Consider the following 18002-nt stretch of genomic DNA (forward strand, 5'->3'; position numbering starts at 1 on the left):
ACATCCGGTGGGCTCCGCACCGCGGGGGCCTATGCGGGGACGGTCACGTGCCCGTCCAGCGCGGCTCGCGCCTTTCCGCGAACGCCCGCGGCCCCTCGACCGCGTCCCGGCTGCGCATGCGGCGCTCCTCCCACACGTACCGGGTGGCGAACGCCTGCTCCAGCGGCATGTCGACGGACCGCAGCACCGCCTCCTTCACCGCCCGCACCGCCAGCGGCGCCGCCCGCACCAGGTCGTCGGTCCACGCGGCGACCCGCTCGTCCAGCCCGTCCGCCGGCGCGACCTCGTTCACCAGCCCGAGCTCCAGCGCCCGCGCCGCCGTCATCCGGCGGCCGGTGAGCAGGTGGCCCATCGCCGCCTTCAGCGGGACCTGCCGGGCCAGCCGGAACGCGCCGCCCGCGCCGGGCACCAGCCCGAGCCGCACCTCCGGCAGCCCGAACTCGGCGTGCTCGGCGGCCACGATGACGTCGCAGGCGAGCGCCAGCTCGAAGCCGCCGCCGAGGGCGTACCCGTTCACCCGCGCCAGGACCGGCTTGGTCAGCCCGAACCGCTCGGTGAGCCGCGGCCAGCCCGGCTGCCCGCGGCTGCCGAACGTCGTCGGCGGCGCCCCCGCCGCGTTGAGGCGGCTGCGCTCCTTGAGGTCCTGCCCGACGGAGAACGCGCGGTCGCCCGCCCCCGTCAGGACGGCGGCGCGGACGTCGTCGTCCGCCTCGACGTCGTCCCACACCGCGGCCAGCTCCTCGTGGGTGCGCAGGTCCATCGCGTTGAGGACGGCCGGGCGGTCCAGCGTCACGTACGCGACGTGGTCCTTCTTCACGTACCGGACGCGCGGGCCCTCATCCTCGGGGGCGGCGTCGTGGGCGGTGCCGGGGGCGCTCACGCGGGACGCCCGAAGCGGCCGACCTTGGCCAGGACGTCCTGGCCGTAGATCCGCAGCGCCTGCTGGAGCGCGAACTCCGCCATGTAGCGGCGGAACTCCTCCGGCGGGTCGTCGGCGAGGTTCAGCATCCGCCGGTTGGTGACGACCGCGGGGCCGCGCAGCCGGTCCACGGCCCGCGCGACGGCCGCGTCCATCTCCGGCGGCTCGACGACCTCGTCCACCAGTGTCGCCGCGGCCGGTTCGGCGGCGCGGATCCGCCGCCCCGACAGGATGATCTGGCGGGAGATCCGGGGGCCCGTCGCGCGGGTCAGCCGGTAGTTCGACGCGCCCGGGATGATGCCCTCCTGCGCGGCCGGCAGGCTCAGGTACGCGCCCGCCTCGGCGATGACGTGGTCGAACGCCTGGAGCAGCTGCATGCCGCCGCCGATCGCGAAGGCGTCCACCGCCGCGACCCACGGCTTGTCCACCGTCGGCCACTGCCACGCCGGACCGCCGCCCGAACCGTCCGGGGCGTCCGGGTCGGCCGGGACGCGCACGCCCCGCACCAGCTTGGCGATGTACCCCATCTCCCGGCGCAGCAGGAACCCGACCAGCGAGATCTCCCCCGCGTGCAGCCGCTTCAGGTTGATGCCGGCGCTGAACACCCGGCGCCCCCGGTAGCGCGGGTGGCTCATCTCGCCGCCGCGCAGCAGCCCCACGCCCACCGACGGGTCGAGGAGCGCCAGGTCGACCGCGGTCTCCATGTCGTCGACCTGCCGCTCGTCCTCCGCGTTCAGGCAGTCGTCCCGGCACATGGTCAGGTGCGCCACCCCGTCGCGGCGCTCCAGCCGCACCGCCTCCATGTCGACCGCGCCCGTCCGGACGAACTCCGGCAGCAGGTCCAGCGCCCGCTCCGTCGGCGCCAGCATCGCGTCGAGCAGGTGCGGGCCCGCCACCGGGGACCGCAGCACGCCGCGCAGGAAGATGCCCTGGTCGATCTCCAGGCCCTCCTTGTCGGCCTGCGCGCGGGTCCGCTCGGCCGCGAGCCGCGCCGCCGTCGGCACCAGCCCCGGGAACGCCTCCGCCGCGGCCTCCACCAGCGCGTCGATGCGCGGCTCGCGGGTCCGCCCCGCGGTCAGCGCGTCGTACACCGCGGCGGCGTGCGCGTCCATGAACCGGGTGCGGGCCGCCCGCGCCCGGTCCAGCGCCGCGGCGGCGGCCGTCCGCTGCTCCGCGGACCGCGCCGCCGGTTCCGGCAGCCCGTCCAGGAACGCGTCCGCGTCCCGCAGGACGCCGCCCAGCTCGTCCCACGCGCGTCCCGCGTCCCCCGGCAGGGCCGCCGCGGCGGCCCCGGCGGGCGCGGTCGAGTGCTCGATCGTCATGACGCGGCCTCCCGCTCCAGCCGCAGCGCCCGGTCGCACGCGGCGAGGTGCGCGCCCAGCGCGTCCTCGAAACCGGTCGTGGCGGCGTCGAACATCAACTGCCGGCGGATCGCCAGCTCCGGCCCGGCGAACCCGCCGAACCGGGCCGCCGCCTCCGCCACCGCCGCGTCCGGGTCGGTCGTCGTCTCGTCGACCAGCCCCGCCGCGACCGCCTCCGCCGCGCCGACCGGCGCGCCGAACAGCACCGTGTGCCGCACCGCGGCCGTCCCCGCCTGGTGCGCCATCCGGAACAGCGCCATCCCCGGCCAGGTCGCCGCGCCCGCGGCGCCCGCGAGGAGCCGCGCGTCCGGCGCGGCGATCCGCACGTCGGTGGCCAGCAGCGCGTCCAGCGCCGTCCCGCCGACGTCCCCGGACGCCACCGCCACCGTCACGGCCGGGAGCCGCTCCAGCCGGCGCAGCGTCCGCTCCCACTTCGTGACCAGCGAGGTCGTCAGCCCGTCCCGGGACGGGCCGGGCGCGCCCCCGACCTCCAGCACCACCAGCCCGGGCCCGCCGGGCCCCTCGACCCGGTCGCACAGCTCGTTCATCTCCAGGACGACCGCCGCCGACAGCGGCGCCGCGCCGTCGATCCGCGCCGCGGCCCCGACCGTTCCCGCCGCCTGCGTCATGCCCGCTCCCGTTCTCGTCGCCACCCGCGTCACCACCGCACCAGCGCGGTCTCGATCGTCGAGCCCGGCCCCATCGTCATCAGGACGCCGTAATCGCCCGGTTCGACCGCGTTCTCCTCCACGAGCCGCTCGTAGGAGAACAGGAACGAGCCGCTCGACACGTTCCCGTAGTCGCGCAGCACGCCCGTCGTGTGCCGGACGTCGTGCCGGTTCAGCCCCAGGTTCACGACGACCGCGTCGATCACCTTCTTGCCGCCGGAGTGGACGAGCCAGTGCCGGACGTCGCCGCGCCGCAGGCCCGTCCCGTCCAGCAGCCGGTCCACCGCGACCTCGGCGTTCGCGCCGACCACGTACGGGATCTGCGGGTCGAGGAAGAAGCTGAAGCGCCCCAGGTCGCGGTCCCAGTCGTAGCGCATCGCGTCGAGCGCCTCCGGGATGAGGGTGCTGGCGAACCGCAGGACGCGGGGCCCCGGCGCCCGCCCCGCCGCGTCCGGGCCCGCGGCCCGCGCGCCCGGCCCCGGTTCCGGCCCGGCGACGAGCGCGACGGCCGCGGCGCCGTCCCCGAACAGGCTGTTGACGATCGCCGTGCGCATCGTCCCGTCCATCGCGTACGCGGCCGAGCACGCCTCCGTGCACAGCACCACGGCCAGCTCGCCCGGGTGCGCGGTCGCCCAGCCGGACACCACGCCCAGCGCGTTCAGGCCCGCGTTGCAGCCCATCCCCACGATGTCGGACCGGCTGCAGTGCCGGTCGATGCCCAGCGCCCGGATCACCAGCGCGCTGAGGCCCGGGGTGAGGAACCCCGTCGACGTCACGCAGCACAGGTGCCGCAGGTCCGACAGTTGCGCGTCCGCCCGCTTCAGGCAGCTCTCCAGCGCCCGCACGCCCATCTCGACCGCCAGCCGGCGGTGCTTGTCGAGCAGGTCGCCCTGCGGCTCGGACTCCCGCCGGCCGCCCGCGCCGGGCGGCGGCAGCGTCAGGTACCGGCTCTCGATCGCGCTGTTCAGGAACACCGACCGCACCTTCGCGTCGGTGACGCCGATCTCGTCCAGCACCTCGCGCTGCGAGTACGACGTGGCGCCGCCGGCCGTCCCCACCCCGGCGATCCGGGGGACGAACGGGTTCGCCGCGGCGACGTCGGGGCGCGGCGCCTCCGTCGGTAAGTCGTCCCGGGATAATTCCATGTCCACGGTCATCGGAAGGTCCATCCCCACATTCTCGGTTTACTGCGAATATCTCCGCGTTGCGGCCCGGACAATGTCGACCCTTCTCTCGTGTTCCTCACAGGGGCACGTTTCCGTGTTTGCGCTGCGGCCCGGCCCGGCGTTTCGTGCGGAGCATCGCCAGGCCGCGCGCCACCTCGATCCGCGTCCGCACCGGATCGATGACGTCGTCCACCAGGCCCCGCTCCGCCGCGTAGTACGGATGGACGAGCCGCCGCGTGTAGTCGTCGACCAGTTCGGCGCGCAGCCGCTCCGGGTCGGGCGCCGCGGCCAGCGCGCGGCGGTGGATCACGTTCACCGCGCCCGCCGCGCCCATCACCGCGATCTCGTTGCCCGGCCACGCCAGCGACAGGTCCGCGCCGACCGACCGGGAGTCCATCACGATGTACGCGCCGCCGTACGCCTTCCGCACGATCACCTGCACGCGCGGGACCGTCGCCTCGCAGTACGCGTACAGCAGCTTCGCGCCGTGCCGGATCACCCCCGCGTGCTCCTGCTCCATCCCGGGCAGGAACCCCGGGACGTCCACCAGCGTGACCAGCGGGATCCCGAACGCATCACAGAACCGGACGAACCGGGCGGCCTTCTGTGCCGCGTCGGCGTCCAGCACCCCGGCCAGCGCCATCGGCTGGTTGCCGACCACGCCGACGGTCTCCCCGTCGATCCGCGCCAGCGCGCAGATCACGTTCGGCGCCCACCCCTCGTGCAGTTCCAGCGCCGTGCCCTCGTCCACGACCTCGTCGATCACGAGCCGCATGTCGTACGGCCGCGCCGGGTCCACCGGCACGATCTCCGCCAGCGCGGGACGCTCGTCCGCCTGCGCGCCCGCCGCGGGCAGGGCCGGCGCCGGTTCGAGGTTGTTCGCGGGCAGCAGCGACACCAGGTACCGGACGTCCTCCAGGCAGGCCGCCTCGTCGTCGTACACGAACGTCGCCACGCCCGACCTGGAGCCGTGCACCTGCGCGCCGCCCAGCTCGGCGTGCGTCACCCGCCGCCCGCTGACCGCCTCGACCACGTCGGGCCCCGTCAGGTACAGCTGCGCGGCGTCCCCCACCATGAACGTGAAGTCGGTCAGCGCCGGCGAGTACGCCGCGCCGCCCGCGCACGGCCCGCACACCACGCTGATCTGCGGGATGACGCCCGACGCCTGCACGTTGCGGTAGAAGATCCCGCCGAACCCGTCGAGGGCCGTCACGCCCTCCTGGATCCGCGCCCCGCCGCTGTCGTTCAGCCCGACCAGCGGCGCGCCCGCCGCCAGCGCGAGGTCCATCACCCGGTGGATCTTCGCCGCGTGCGCCGCGCCGAGCGACCCGCCCGCGATCGTGAAGTCCTGCGCGTACACGAACACCCGCCGCCCGAAGATCTCCCCGGACCCGGTGACGACGCCGTCGGTGTGCGGCCGCGGCTCGTCCGGCCCCCCGTCGGGCCGCCGGTACAGCCCGATCTCGCCGAACGACCCCTCGTCCAGCAGGATCGCCAGCCGCTCGCGGGCGGTGAGCTTCCCGAGCGCGTGCTGCCGCTCCACCGCCGCCGGCCTCCCGGCGACGATCCGCGCCCGCAACTCCGCGTCCCCCCGCCGCAGCCCCTCCATCCCGCCCCGCCCCGCCCCGGAAGCACCCCCGTTCACCGTGCCGGTCCCGAGGGTCTCCGCACCGCCCGCGGCGCCGTTGCCAGTGCCGTTCCCAACGGTCGCCGCACCGTTGGCGGTGCCGGTCGTCGCCGCTCCCTTCGCGGAGCCGGTCGCCGCAGGCGCGTCGGCGGTCGCGGACGCGGTCGCGCTGTCGGGCTCGGAGTCGGTCGCGGCGGGCGGGGCGGGGGCGGGGGTGCCGTTGAGGGGGGCGGGCGGGCCGGCGTGATCGTTCACGGTGGTCACGGCGCCTCCCGGCGGGTGCGGGCGCTCTCCGCCTCGATGAAGCGGGCGAGGCGGGAGACGCCCTCGTCGATCTCAACCGGGGTCAGGTAGCTGGTGGACAGGCGGAGCCGGTCCAGCCCGCCGCCCTCCGGGTGGAACTGCGTCATGGGCGTCCAGATGACGCCGAAGTCGCGGGCCGCGCGGGCGAGCGCGGCGTCGTCGGCGGCGAACGGGACGCGGACGGTCAGGAAGAACCCGCCGGACGGGCGCGTCCAGCGGACGCCGAGGGCGGCGCGGCGGCCGGCGGGGAGTTCGCGGTCGAGGGCCGCCAGGGTGGCCCGCATCGCGCGGCCGTAGTGCTCGGCGGGCTCGGCGTTCAGCCGGGAGACGCGGCCGTCGGCGGCGAGCAGCGCGCCGGCCACGGCGGCCTGGCTCAGCGACGGGGTGTTGACCGTCACCATGCTCTTGATCTTGGCGAGTTCGGCGGCGAGCGGCGCGGTGCGGCCGGTGCCGTCGGCGACGGTCTGGTCGGCGACGGCGAACCCCACGCGGGCGCCGGGGAACAGGGTCTTGGAGAACGAGCCGATGTGCACGACGCGGCGGTCGCGGTCGAGGGACTTCAGCGTGGGCAGCGGGCGGCCGGGGCTCACCAGCCGGTACGGGGTGTCCTCGATGATCAGCACGTCGTGCCGGGCGGCCAGGTCGAGCAGGGCGCGGCGGGCCGGGAGGCCGACGGTGGCGCCGGACGGGTTGGAGTGGTCGGGCACCACGTAGAACGCGCGGGGGCGGCGGCCCGCGGCGCGCTCGGCGAGGATCGCGGCCTCGAGCGCCGCGGGGCTCGGGCCGTCCGGTCCCTCGGGGACCGCGGCCACCGGGACGCCGAGGATCCGCGCGGCACCGGTGAACCCCACGTAGCAGGGGGTGGACGCCAGCACCGAGTCGCGCGGCCCGGCGGCGAGCGCCCGCAGCACGAGCAGCATCGCCTCCTGGGCGCCGACGGTCACCACGATCGCCTCGGGCGGGACGTCGATGCCCTCGTCGGCGCGCAGCGACCCGGCGAGCACGTCCCGGATGCGGCCGGCGGTGGGGCCGTACTGGAACAGTTCGGTGCGCAGGTCGTCCGGTGTCGCGCCCGCCCCGGCGCGGTGGTCGAGGTAGCGGCGGACGTGCTCGAAGATCTGGTCGTTGCCGAAGAAGCCGTCGTAGGGGCGGCCGGGGGCGAAGGAGATCGCGTCGGGGTGGCGGAACGTGATCTCGTTGAGGAAGTTCATCGCGTCGAGCACCGGGTCGGCCAGGCTCGGGTGCAGTTCCGCCAGGTGCAGGTCGGCGCCGGACCGGTCCGCGGCGGGCGGCTCGGCCCGCTCGACGCGGACGCACGCGGCGCCGGCGTCGGCGATCGTCGCGACGCCCGCGAAGGCCATCGCGGCGCGGAGTTCCGCGGTGATCCGGGCGGTGTCGGCGGCGCGGTCGAGGACGACCGCGTCGGCGCCGAGGGCGACGGCGGCGAGGACGTCGGCGCCCCGTTCGACGCCGCCGTCGAGGAGGATCGGGCGGCGCCGGCCGGTCGCGGCGGCGATCGGCGGCAGCGCGTCGAGCGCGGCGGTCCCGGCGGACCCGGCGACGATCAGGCCGGCCGCGCCGCCCTCGACCGCGCGGACGGCGTCCGCGGGGGTGCCGACCTGGGCGAACTCGGCGGAGTCTGGCGCGGCCGCGGGGGTCCCGGGCGGACGGCGCCGGATCCGGACCGGCGCGTCGGTCGTGTCGGCGGCGAGCCGGTCGCCGTCCGGGACGGCCAGCGGCGCGGTCCAGGTGCGGCCGAGGATCTTCACCGCGGTGTCGGGCGGCCCGGCGGGCGGGCGGCGGCCCGGCCGGAGCCCGACGCGCGCGAACGCCGCCCGGTGGATATCGCCGTTCATAAGGCTTCGCTCCCGGTGGGAGCGTGCACGGTGCTGGTCTGTGCGGGCACGTCGAACCCCAAGAGGAATTGTTTTTCGTGAACGTCTGGCGCGGCCCAGGATTACACGGACGCATGTCCACGACAAGAGCACCGGAAACGGTCGCAGAGGGGGTGTCCAACCGAAAGAAATGGACGGTTGGACACCCGCGGCGAGCAGCGGTGGCGCGGTCGCCGGAGGCGCCGTTCCCCCGGGTGTTCACGGGCTCGCGGCGGTGCCGTCGCCCGTCCGTCCGGTACCGGACGGACGGGCGGGCGGCGGCCGCCCCGGTGCCCTCGATCGGATTCGAACCGACACCACAACCCTTTTAAGGGGTTTGCCTCTACCAATTGGGCTACGAGGGCGAATCAATGTTAACCGGTGCGCGCGGGGACTCCCACCGTCCAGCGGCGCCGGTCGGGAATCCGCGTTATCAGGCGAGAAAGTCGCGCGGCGGAATTCCGGCCGGGTCGAGCGGCAGGTCGGTCCGCCGGTGGATCCGCAGCTTCCGGTAGACGCGGGTGAGGTGCTGCTCGACGGTGCTCGTGGTGACGTGCAGGCGCTGGGCGATCTGCCGGTTGGTCCAGCCCTCGGCGGCGAGCGCCGCGACCCGCCGTTCCGCGTCGCTGAGCTTCGTGAACGGGTCGGCGCCGGGCGCCGGCGCGCCGGCCGGTCCGGCCCTGCCGGGCGGGTCGGCGGCGCCGCCGATGCCGGCCGCCCCGCACGCGGCGGCCAGCGCCCCGGCCCGCCGCGCCAGCTCATGGGCGCGGCGCGGCCGGTCGGGCCGGTGGCAGGCGGCGAGGTCGTCCAGGATCCGGGCCAGCTCCAGCCGGTCCCCGGCGCGCTCCGCCGCCCGCGCGGCCCGGCCCAGTGTGCGGGTCCGCTCGTCCGGGACGGCCGCCGCGAGGACGCGCAGCGCGGCGGCGCGGGTCCGGGCGCGTCCCTCCGGCAGGCGCCGCAGCTCCTCGCGGACGAGCCGGGCGGCGGGTTCGGCGTCCCCGACGGCCAGGTGGGCCCGCGCCAGGTCCGTCCGCCACGGGACGAACTCGGGGAGGTCGCAGCCCCACGCCCGCATGAGCCGCCCGCACAGCCGGAACTCGGCCGCGGCGGTCCGCGCGCGGCCCACCGCCAGGTGGTGCGCGCCCCGGGCGCGGAGGAACGGCAGGACGAACGGGCCGTGCAGGGTGGCGTCCGGAAGCGGCCGGTCGAGCCAGCGGCCCGCCTCCGCGCGCTCGCCGCGCGCGACGAGCGCGTCCACGAGGGCGCCCAGCGGGATCGCGGCGAACACCCCGAGGCCGCCGGGCGGTACCAGGTCGAACGCCTCCCGGACGCGGTCGACGACGCCGTTGAGGTCGCCGCGCCGCTCCCGGATCAGCGCGCGCACCACGAGGTACAGCGCGGCCGTCAGCGGAGGGCGGCCGGTGTCGGAACGCTCCCGCGCGTCGCACCACTGCTCGGCGCGCGCGACCTCGCCGAGGTGGACGAGCGCGACGAGCGCGGCGACGGGCGCGCGAAACCCGGGCGCGGACGCGCCCTCGCCGAGGACGTGCTCGATGTGCGCGACGGTCGCCTCGTGCTCGTCCTCGTGCAGGGACGGGCGGGTGAGGAGTTCGACGAACGTGCCGATCAGGGTGTCGTCGCGCGGCGCGGTACCGTCGGGCGGCGCCGCCGCGAGGCCGGGGAACGCGCGGGCCAGCCGGCGTTCGACCGTTCCCGGCGGCGTCCCGGCGCCCTCCAGCTCGCGGGCGTCGTCGACGCGGCCGAGCCATATCGCCCAGGTCGTCAGGCGGGCGGCGGCCTCCGCCGGGAGCTGCCCGGCCCGGAGCGCGGCGGTCAGCTCGGGGAGGTGCCGGACCGCGCGTTCCGGGTCGGCGGGCCATTCCGCGCACGCCAGGTCGAACAGGACGGCGGCGCGCTCGGCGCCGGCGGGACGGCCGCGCAGCGCGAGCCGCAGCCGCGCGATCGTCTCGGGGCGGCCGGCGGTGACGGGCAGCGGCCCGGACGCCTCGCGCAGCACCGCGAGCGCCCACGGGCCGGGGACCCGGTCGGCGGCGACGAGCCGGTCGGCGATGTCGGCGGCGGGCGCGCCGGCCCGGTGCAGGAGTTCGGCGGCCCGGAGCTGGAGCGTCCGCCGCCGGTCCGCGCGCATCCCGCCTAGCACGGCGGCCCGGACGGCGTCGTGCCGGAACCCGGCGCCCGCCGCGGCGGTCAGGCCGGTCGCGGCCAGCACCTCGCCGGTCAGCGCGGCCGCCTCCTCGTCCAGTCCGGCGAGTTCGCCCGGCCCCGGACCGGACGGGCGCGGCGGGAGCACGGCGAGGCCGCGGGCGAACGGCACCGCCTCGCAGCGGTGCAGGCAGGCCAGGACGGCGCGGCGGAAAGCCTCGCCGAACACGAGACGGGCGGGGCCAGCGTCCGCGGACAGGCGGTGGTCCTCGACGAGCGCGTGCACCAGCAGCGGGTTGCCGCCGGTGGCGCGGTGGCACCCGGCCGCCAGCCGGCGGACCGTCAGGGGGTCGAAGTGCGCCGCCAGGACGGCCGCGACGCCGTCCCGGGTCAGGGGCCGGAGCCGCAGCCGGTGGACGCGCGGCCCGCGGAGCAGCCCGGCGTCCAGCAGGGGGTGCGGGGGCGCGGCGCGCACGCATTGGGTGAGGACGAGCAGGACCCGCGGCGCGCCCGGGCGGCCGACGAGGTGGTGCAGGAACCGCAGGGAGGCGGGGTCGGCGTGGTGGACGTCGTCGACGGCGATCACCAGCGGGGCGCGGTCCGCGGCCGACAGCAGCAGCGCGCTGAGCCCGCGCAGGATTTCGGCGGGGACGGCCCCCGCTCCGTCGGGGGCGCCGTTGGAGGCGCCGCTGGAGGCGCGGGCCGGCGCCGGCGCCGCGGCGGCGCCCTCCTCCAGCAGCCGTTCGGCCTCTTCGAGTTGCCGGGGGCCCAGCGCGGGGCCGCCGAACAGCTGGCCGACGGCGCTCAGCGGGAATCCGCGTTCGGCGCGGGACGCGGCGGCGCACAGGAACGTCGCCCCGGCGGCGGCGACCCGTGCGCCGAATTCGTGAACGAGTCGCGTTTTCCCCGTTCCGGCCGGGCCTTCCACCACCAGGACGGTGCCGTCGGCGGCGCGGCTCTCGGCGAAGACCTCGCCGAGCCGGCGCAACTCCTCGGCACGCTCGGCAATGGCCATGCGGACGTTCGCCTCCCCCGAGATTCCGGACAGCGTCACCGCGCGGCCCGGCCCCGCGGCGGCGGTGACCGTGCCGGGAGCGTGCCGCGCGTCACCGGCGGGTGCGCAGGCGACATGGGAGTGCCCTCGTAGGGCGGCGGTTCGATTTTCGCACCGGCACCCGGGCAAGGCTAATCACCGTACGCATATGCTATATTACTCTAGGTTAATACAGTGCGGCCACCTGGCCTCTCTCCGATGATCGAACATATGGCCGGATCCAGCCAGCCTTTCCGGCGAACCTGATCACGCGTTTCCCGAACCGATCAATTCCACCGAGTCCCCCGCCGCCAATACCGTCCGCTCCCCGCCGTGCGGCGCGCCCCGGGACGGGCCGCGCCGCTCCGTTACGTCCCTGTGACTCCGTCCGTGGTCTACTCCGCCTCGCGGGCTCACCGCCTGCGGAAACGACGTCGAGAGGTGTGTTCGCGCATGGCACAGCGGATCCAGACGCCCCGCCGCGGCGGGTGTCCGAGCGGCCGGGCACGGGAGGCGGCCGCGCTGAGGGATCTCTTCTCCGCCGTTCTGGAGGGGCGCCCCGCCATTGCGGTCATCGCCGGCGAGCCCACCCTGGGAAAGAGCACGCTGCTGCACTCGATAACCGTCCGGGCGGCGGACTCCGGCGCGATCGTCCTGTCCGGCCGTCCCATAACCGACGATCACGCGGCGCCGCTTTCCCTCGTCCGGAATATGATCGCCGAAACGTCCGGCGAGACGGCGCGGGCATTGTCGCCGCTGCTGGAAGAGGCCGTGCGCGCCGTGCCCGCCGCGATGTGGAACGCGTCCCCCGACTCCCTCCCCGCCGCGGCGGCCGCGCCATTCCGGCGGATCACCGCCCGCATTCTGCGCGCGTCCGCCGAAACGCCGGTGCTGATCGCCGTGGACGACGTCCACGCCGCCGACACCGCGTCGCTGCTCTTCCTCGCGCATCTCGCGCGCGCCGTCCGCCCCCCGGCGCGGCTGCTGATCGTGCTGACCGAGCGCCCCGGCCCGGACGGCCCGCCGCCGTGGTTCCGCGCGGCGCTGCCGGACGACTCCCGGATCACCGTCCTGCGGCTGCGGCCGCTGTCGCGGGCGGAGCAGGCCCGGCTGCTCGCCGCCCACGCCGCCGCCGTGACCCTCGACCGCTGCGACGCCGTCACCGGCGGCAACCCGCTGCTCGTGCGGGCCGTGCTGCGGGACTCCCGGCACCCGCGCGGCACCGTGCCGGGCGCCGCGTACACCCGGGCCGTCCGCACCCTCCTCGACCGGGCGGGCCCGCCGGCGGCGGCGCTCGCCCGGGCCGTCGCCCTCGCCGACGGCGCCGTCCCCGCCGCGGCGCTCGCCCGGCTGCCGGGCGCGGACGCCGCCCGCACGCCCCGCGTGCTCGACGCGCTGACGACCGCCGGGCTGCTGGTCGACGGCCGGCTGCGCCACCCGTCCATGGCCGCGGCGATCCTCGACGACGCCCCGCCCGCCGAGCGCGCCGGCCTGCACCTGGCGCTCGCCGGGCTCCTGCACGAGCAGGGCGCGTCCCCGGTGACGGTGGCCGGGCACCTGCTGTCCGCGGCGCCCGCCGGCGGCGCCCGGCCGACCGCGCCGTGGACCGTCCCGGTGCTGGTCGAGGCGGGCGAGCGGCACCTGCTGGACGGCGACCCGCGGGCGGCCCTCGCCTGCCTGACGCTGGCGCGCCGCCTCTGCGCGGACGAGCGGAACGCGCTCCGCGTCGACGGCGCGCTCGCCCGCGCCCACTGGCTCATCGATCCCGCCGCGATCATCCCGCTGCTCCCCGCGCTCCGGACGGCGGTGCTGGACGGGCGGCTGCGCGGCGACGACGCCGAACGCGCCGTCTTCTACCTGATGTGGTTCGGGCGCGGCCGCGAGGCCGACGAGCTGCTGGAGCGGCTCGCGGGGCGGCCCGGCGCGACCACCCGCATGCCGGGGGCCGCGCGGCTCCTGCTCGGCCGCGTCCCGCCCGGCGCGGGCACCGCGCCGCCGCTGTCCCCGGGCTCCGGCACCGCCGAGCCGGGGGCGCGCGCCTCCGCCGCGCTGGCGGCCGTGCTCACCGGAAGGACGGCCGCGGGCGCGGCCGCCGACCCGTCCGGGCCGTCCGCCGACGGGGCGGCCGAGACCGCCGAGCAGATCCTGCGGGACGCGGCGCGCGGCTCCTGGTCGCCCGGGCCGGTGACGACGGCCCTCGCGGTGCTGCTCTACGACGACCGGGCGCGGGACGCGGCGCGGCGCTGCGACCCGCTGCTGGCGCGGGCGGCGACCCGGCACGACCCCGCCGCGCACGCGCTGCTGGCCGCGACCCGCGCGCTCGCGTGCGTCCGGCTCGGCGACCCGGCGGGCGCCGAACGGCACGCCCGGACGGCGCTCGCCCGGATCTCCCCCGCTAGCTGGGGCACCGCGATCGTCCTGCCGATCTCCGCGCTCGCGATGGCCCTGACCGCCACGGGCCGGTTCGCGGAGGCGGGCGGGCACCTGCGCGCGCCCGTCCCGCCGGACGCGCTGTGGACGCCCATCGGGCTGCACCATCGGCAGGCGCACGCGCACCTGCTGCTCGCGACGGGCCACACGGCCGCCGCGCTGTCGGAGTTCCAGGCGTGCGGTGAGCTGATGCGGCGGCGCGGCGTCGACGTCCCGGGGCTGGTCGCGTGGCGGATCGGCGCCGCCCACACGCTGCTGGCGCGCGGCGACCTCGCGGCCGCCGCCGCGCTCGCCTCCGAGCAGCTCGCGCGGGTGCGCCCGGGGCCGTCCCGGGTGCGGGGCGGCGCGCTGCGGGCGCTCGCGCTGGCGTCGGGCCCGGGGGAGCGCGCGCGGCTGCTGCGGGAGGCGGTGAAGTTCCTCGAGCACAGCGGGGACGCCGCGCAGCTCGCGCTCGCCCGCGCGGAGCTGGCCCGCGCCGAGCACGACCGTCCGGACCTGCGCCGGGCGGGGCGCGGCGGGGCCGCCGCCGCGCTCACCGGCGCGGAACGCCGCGTCGCCGCCCTCGCCGCCGCGGGCCGCACCAACCGGCAGATCGCCGAGGAGCTGCTGATCACGGTCAGCACCGTGGAGCAGCACCTCACCCGCGTCTACCGGAAGCTGCACGTCGGGCGCCGGACGGAGCTGCCCGCCCGGTTGCGGGACGCCCCGCCCGAACCCGGCCACGACCGTCCCGCGGTGCCGACGTCGTGAGTCCGGGACGCGGCGGCCCCGGAACGCGGCGGCCTCAGGACGCGTCCGGGAGCCGCCGTTCGACGCTCGACGCGAAGTCGGCCCACCGCTGCGCGCAGTCGCGGGCGAGCTGCGCGACGAGGGCGCCGCAGTGCGTCGGGACGCCGTCGATGAGGGCCTCCCACTCGCCGGGCTTCACGGTGTGCAGGCTGAGCAGCATGAGCAGCCGCCGGCCGGTCTCGCTGAGCCGCAGCGCGGGGTCGGTCCGCAGCCGCTGCACCACCGCGATCTGGTCGGCGTCCGGCCGCGGCGGGACGGCCGGGACGCGGCCCGCGCGCAGCGCGAGCGGCACCGGGGCGGGCGCGGGCCGTCCCGTGGCCAGCGGGTCCTCGCCCCGGCGCAGCCGGTTGCGGACGTCCCGGGCGGTCTCCGGGGAGATGCCCACCGCGCGGGCCACCTGCCGCAGCGACATGTCCGGGTTGCTGCTGATCAGCTCGGACGCCGCCCGGCGCCGCTCCGCCCCGTTGACCGGGCGGGCCCGGCCGTCCTGCCCGACCCGGACCGCGGCGGGCTCGCCCCCGGCCCGCCGCCGGATCTCGGCCACCGTTCCCGGCGCCATGCCGGTCACCGACGCGATCATCCGGTTCGACCACTGCGGATGGGTCGCGACGATGCGTTCGGCCGCCCGCTTGCGGTCGGCCATCGGGAGCGGCAGCCCGTGGGCGACGTTCGCCCGGACCGCCAGCACGAACGCGTCGTCCCCGTCCCCCTGGAAGAGACGCGCCGTGATCGTCGTGGCGCCGCGCAGCGCGGCCGCCCGGACCCGGTGCCGGCCGTCGATGACCGCCATCGTCGGCCGGTGCACGATGATCGGCGGCAGGTCCTCCTGCGCCGCCGCCAGCGACGCGACGTGGTCGGCGTCGATGCCGCCGCGGCGCGGCGACTCCGACGGCGTCAGCGCGGCCAGCTCCAGCCTGACCACCGGCAGGTCGTCGACCTGCCCCAGTTCGGTTTTCAATGGCACCCCCTGGTTCACCATTACCGTCGCGCACCGAAGGAGTGATTCGTGAATCGAAGCGTTGTGAATTACCGGCCGGACCGGTGATCGAATCGCTCGGACGAGATCGACTTCAATGGCGAGCCGAGTCCCACTCCCTCGAAGCGTCGCCAACGATAGTCAGCCGCGCGCGGCCCCTTGCACCCCTACTCGACCCCTATTCGGCACCCTCCCCTACCGGGACGGTACGGGCAGGTCCGGGGGCTGCGCGGGAGGCGCCCCGCACGGGCGAGCACGGGAAGATCACCGAGAGTGGCGGCGCATTCCACCGTCCCGGCACCAGGAGTTCGATCCGCTTTCTCCGTCGCCCGGACGGTGCGCCGTCCGGGCGGCGAGGACGGTCAGCGGGCGTCGTCGGGGGCGGGCGGGGCGGCGAGCGCGGCGGCCTTGACCCGGCGGTGGCTCCACACCAGCAGCCCGATGAGGATGCACCCGGAGAGGATCAGGCCCGAGCCGGTGCTCCAGCCGCTGAACGGGAGCCGGTCGACGACGCCCCACGCCACGCCCGCGCCGAACAGCGCCGCCGCCGTGAGGATCGACCCGGCGAGGCGCCACGGGGACGACACGCTCTCCTCGGCCGCCCGCATCGCGGCGTTCTGGACGGGTTCGACGTAGCGCTCGACCATGGGGAACTCGCGGGCGAGGACGAGCAGGCCCGCCAGCACCAGCAGGAGCCCGGGGCCGGGCAGGACGAGGAGCGCGACGCCGGTCAGCGTCAGCAGCGCTCCGACGACGAGCGCCACGCCGCGCCTGACGTGTCTGGCCATCCCCGGTCCTCCATCCGGCCGCCGCTGAGGGTGCGCCCCGTGCGTCCCCGCTGGGGTCACGCTATGTGACCCGGGGCCCTGACCGGTACCCGGACGTCCCGTTCCGGCCCCGGGCGGACGGGCCGGGCGGGGCCGCCCCGGGACCGCTCCATATATAAGCGACCGAAAAGGTGTGAATATCGAACATCTTTTTGTTACTTCGACCACTCACCTCTTAGCTACCAGTCAGAATAGGAAATACGCGATCATTTCGGCGGGAAGGCGAGGCGGGACATTGAGCTTTTCCGAAACGTGATCTAGCGTCGACCGGGTGCCGCCCGATGCGTGCTCCTCGGGGCCGCGGGACCCGGCGCGGGGCGGCGCGTGCCTACCGAGGGTGAAAGGCGTCAGCATGCTCAAGGTCATCGGTGCGGGGCTGCCGCGAACGGGGACGACGTCGATGAAGGCGGCCCTGGAACGGCTCGGGCTGGGGCCCTGTCACCACATGTTCGAGATCCTCACGAATCCGGCGCAGGCCGACCGCTGGCTCCCGGCCGCCGACGGCGGGGCCGTCGACTGGGACCGAGTGCTGGACGGGTACGCGTCCGCCCAGGACTGGCCGTCCAGCGGGTTCTGGCGGGAGCTCGCCGACGCCTACCCGGACGCGAAGGTCGTGCTGACCGTCCGCGACCCGCGCCGCTGGCACGCCAGCTTCAGCAACCTGATGACCAACGGCCCCGCCATGACGGCCGCGGAGGACCTGCCCGAGGCCGCGCGCCCCGTCGCCGCCGCCATGGGACGGATGCGCCCCATCCTCGACCGGCACGGGCGCGACCTCTTCGGCCCGGAATGGGACCCGGCGTCCGGCGTGCCCGACGAGGACACCGCCGCCGCGGCCTTCGAACGGTACGTCGGGACCGTCCGGGCGGGCCTGCCCGCGGACCGGCTCCTCGTGTTCGACGTGCGCGAGGGCTGGGGCCCGCTGTGCTCGTTCCTCGGCGTCGAGGCCCCGGACGAGCCGTTCCCGCACCTCAACGACGGCGACGCGCTCAAGCAGATGTTCGGCAAGCTGCTGACCGAGGGGCAGGTTTCCATCCCGATGCCCACCCCCGTCGCGGCCGGGGACGGCGAGGTCCCCGCGGCGAACGCGTAGGACGGCACCGCGTAGGACGGCACCGCGTAGGACGGCCTCGCGCCGCCGTCACTCGGCGGGCGACGCCAGGGCCGCCGCGTCCTCGGTGCGGCGCGGCGGCTCCCCCTCCAGCAGGCGGGGGAACTGGTCGAGCAGGTTCAGCAGGACCTCCTGGAGGATCAGGTGGACCTGCGCCCTGGTCAGCCGGCCGGTCTTGAGCCATTCCCGGCTGGTCGCGACGGCCATCGCCGCGTAGCCGTGGAACGCGGCGCGGATCTCGGGCCGGTCCCGCGACAGCGGGGTGAGGCCGACCACCTCGGTCATGTGGTCGACGGCCCGGTCCCGGCCCTCCTCGAGGATGCGCTCCAGGTCCTCGTCGCCGCCCGACGTGGTCATGTCGAGGGCCGCGACCCACGTCTCCCGGTTGCGCTCCAGCAGTTCGAGCCACGCGTCGAGGCTCTGCCCGATGCGGTCCCGCACCTGCGTGCCCTCCACGAACGGCGGGATCGGGATCGGCGGGACGCTCATCATCTTGCTCACGGCCGCCAGGTACAGCTCGCGCTTCGTGCCGAAGTAGTGGTTCAGCAGCCCCCGGCTGACCCCGGCGGCCGCCGCGATCTCGGTGTTGGACACCTCGGCGTACGGGCGGCGGCTGAACAGCCGGCGCGCGCACGCCAGGATCTGGTCGCGCCGCTCGTCCGGCTCCTTGCGGACGCGCCGCGGCGGCGCCCCCTCGCCCGCTGCGTCGTCGCTCATCCGTGCGCTCACCGTCCTCGCCCTTCCGGGGTCCGACG

At 76.5% G+C, this 18002-nt stretch carries 12 protein-coding genes and 1 tRNA gene; 2 read left to right on the forward strand and 11 right to left on the reverse strand.

Going from position 1 to position 18002, the window contains the following annotated elements; all coding sequences use genetic code 11:
- Positions 1–43: 43 nt before the first annotated feature.
- The 8 genes from dpgD to H505_RS0102860 form a co-directional block, all read right to left on the reverse strand.
- Positions 44–880, reverse strand: coding sequence for an enoyl-CoA-hydratase DpgD (dpgD, locus tag H505_RS0102825; RefSeq protein WP_051300104.1), 837 nt, complete (start codon positions 878–880; stop codon positions 44–46).
- Complete coding sequence (dpgC, locus tag H505_RS39510; protein WP_084549782.1) at positions 877–2241, reverse strand: (3,5-dihydroxyphenyl)acetyl-CoA 1,2-dioxygenase DpgC; 1365 nt, start codon at positions 2239–2241, stop codon at positions 877–879. The genes dpgD and dpgC overlap by 4 nt, the downstream gene beginning before the upstream one ends.
- On the reverse strand, positions 2238–2909 hold the full coding sequence (gene dpgB / locus H505_RS0102835; protein WP_026400756.1) for an enoyl-CoA-hydratase DpgB: 672 nt from the start codon (positions 2907–2909) through the stop codon (positions 2238–2240). The genes dpgC and dpgB overlap by 4 nt, the downstream gene beginning before the upstream one ends.
- Positions 2910–2938: 29 nt before the next feature.
- Positions 2939–4117: a 3,5-dihydroxyphenylacetyl-CoA synthase DpgA gene (gene dpgA, locus H505_RS0102840; RefSeq protein WP_245592419.1), complete on the reverse strand. Its 1179-nt coding sequence runs from the start codon at positions 4115–4117 to the stop codon at positions 2939–2941.
- Positions 4118–4190: 73 nt separating this feature from the next.
- Positions 4191–5723, reverse strand: a complete 1533-nt coding sequence (locus H505_RS0102845; protein ID WP_026400758.1) for an acyl-CoA carboxylase subunit beta — start codon at positions 5721–5723, stop codon at positions 4191–4193.
- Between the two features lie 278 nt (positions 5724–6001).
- A complete protein-coding gene (locus H505_RS39515) occupies positions 6002–7900 on the reverse strand; it encodes an aminotransferase class I/II-fold pyridoxal phosphate-dependent enzyme (protein ID WP_157432878.1) in 1899 nt (632 codons plus the stop codon).
- Between the two features lie 309 nt (positions 7901–8209).
- Positions 8210–8283: transfer RNA gene (locus tag H505_RS0102855), tRNA-Leu, on the reverse strand.
- 68 nt (positions 8284–8351) lie between these two features.
- The gene (locus H505_RS0102860; RefSeq protein WP_157432879.1) at positions 8352–11096 is read right to left on the reverse strand and encodes an AAA family ATPase; all 2745 of its coding nucleotides are present in this window, start codon (positions 11094–11096) and stop codon (positions 8352–8354) included.
- A 471-nt stretch (positions 11097–11567) separates the two neighbouring features.
- Between H505_RS0102860 and H505_RS0102865 the strand changes: the two genes are divergently transcribed.
- On the forward strand, positions 11568–14294 hold the full coding sequence (locus tag H505_RS0102865) for a helix-turn-helix transcriptional regulator (protein WP_084549785.1): 2727 nt from the start codon (positions 11568–11570) through the stop codon (positions 14292–14294).
- Positions 14295–14328: 34 nt separating this feature from the next.
- On the opposite strand, the gene H505_RS0102870 is transcribed toward H505_RS0102865, so the two are convergent.
- The gene (locus tag H505_RS0102870) at positions 14329–15291 is read right to left on the reverse strand and encodes a ParB/RepB/Spo0J family partition protein (protein WP_233617933.1); all 963 of its coding nucleotides are present in this window, start codon (positions 15289–15291) and stop codon (positions 14329–14331) included.
- 380 nt (positions 15292–15671) lie between these two features.
- Positions 15672–16097 carry a PGPGW domain-containing protein gene (locus H505_RS0102875; protein ID WP_026400762.1) on the reverse strand — a complete coding sequence of 142 codons (426 nt, stop codon included), beginning with the start codon at positions 16095–16097 and terminating at the stop codon, positions 15672–15674.
- 391 nt (positions 16098–16488) lie between these two features.
- Here H505_RS0102875 and H505_RS39520 point away from each other — a divergent pair, with 391 nt between their 5' ends.
- Positions 16489–17229, forward strand: a complete 741-nt coding sequence (locus H505_RS39520) for a sulfotransferase family protein (protein ID WP_064743464.1) — start codon at positions 16489–16491, stop codon at positions 17227–17229.
- A gap of 48 nt (positions 17230–17277) precedes the next feature.
- Here the strand turns inward: H505_RS39520 and H505_RS0102885 are convergent, their stop codons facing one another.
- Positions 17278–17964 carry a TetR/AcrR family transcriptional regulator gene (locus H505_RS0102885; protein ID WP_026400763.1) on the reverse strand — a complete coding sequence of 229 codons (687 nt, stop codon included), beginning with the start codon at positions 17962–17964 and terminating at the stop codon, positions 17278–17280.
- Between the last annotated feature and the right edge of the window lie 38 nt (positions 17965–18002).

This window comes from Actinomadura rifamycini DSM 43936 (genome assembly GCF_000425065.1).
Lineage (GTDB): Bacteria > Actinomycetota > Actinomycetes > Streptosporangiales > Streptosporangiaceae > Spirillospora > Spirillospora rifamycini.

What these genes read in the sequence shown, in the direction of transcription:
- dpgC (WP_084549782.1), bottom strand. Translation starts at nt 2,241, where the DNA reads ATGACGATCGAGCACTCGACCGCGCCCGCCGGGGCCGCCGCGGCGGCC.
- dpgB (WP_026400756.1), bottom strand. Translation starts at nt 2,909, where the DNA reads ATGACGCAGGCGGCGGGAACGGTCGGGGCCGCGGCGCGGATCGACGGC.
- dpgA (WP_245592419.1), bottom strand. Translation starts at nt 4,117, where the DNA reads ATGGACCTTCCGATGACCGTGGACATGGAATTATCCCGGGACGACTTA.
- H505_RS0102845 (WP_026400758.1), bottom strand. Translation starts at nt 5,723, where the DNA reads ATGGAGGGGCTGCGGCGGGGGGACGCGGAGTTGCGGGCGCGGATCGTC.
- H505_RS39515 (WP_157432878.1), bottom strand. Translation starts at nt 7,900, where the DNA reads ATGAACGGCGATATCCACCGGGCGGCGTTCGCGCGCGTCGGGCTCCGG.
- H505_RS0102860 (WP_157432879.1), bottom strand. Translation starts at nt 11,096, where the DNA reads ATGGCCATTGCCGAGCGTGCCGAGGAGTTGCGCCGGCTCGGCGAGGTC.
- H505_RS0102865 (WP_084549785.1), top strand. Translation starts at nt 11,568, where the DNA reads ATGGCACAGCGGATCCAGACGCCCCGCCGCGGCGGGTGTCCGAGCGGC.
- H505_RS0102875 (WP_026400762.1), bottom strand. Translation starts at nt 16,097, where the DNA reads ATGGCCAGACACGTCAGGCGCGGCGTGGCGCTCGTCGTCGGAGCGCTG.
- H505_RS39520 (WP_064743464.1), top strand. Translation starts at nt 16,489, where the DNA reads ATGCTCAAGGTCATCGGTGCGGGGCTGCCGCGAACGGGGACGACGTCG.
- H505_RS0102885 (WP_026400763.1), bottom strand. Translation starts at nt 17,964, where the DNA reads ATGAGCGACGACGCAGCGGGCGAGGGGGCGCCGCCGCGGCGCGTCCGC.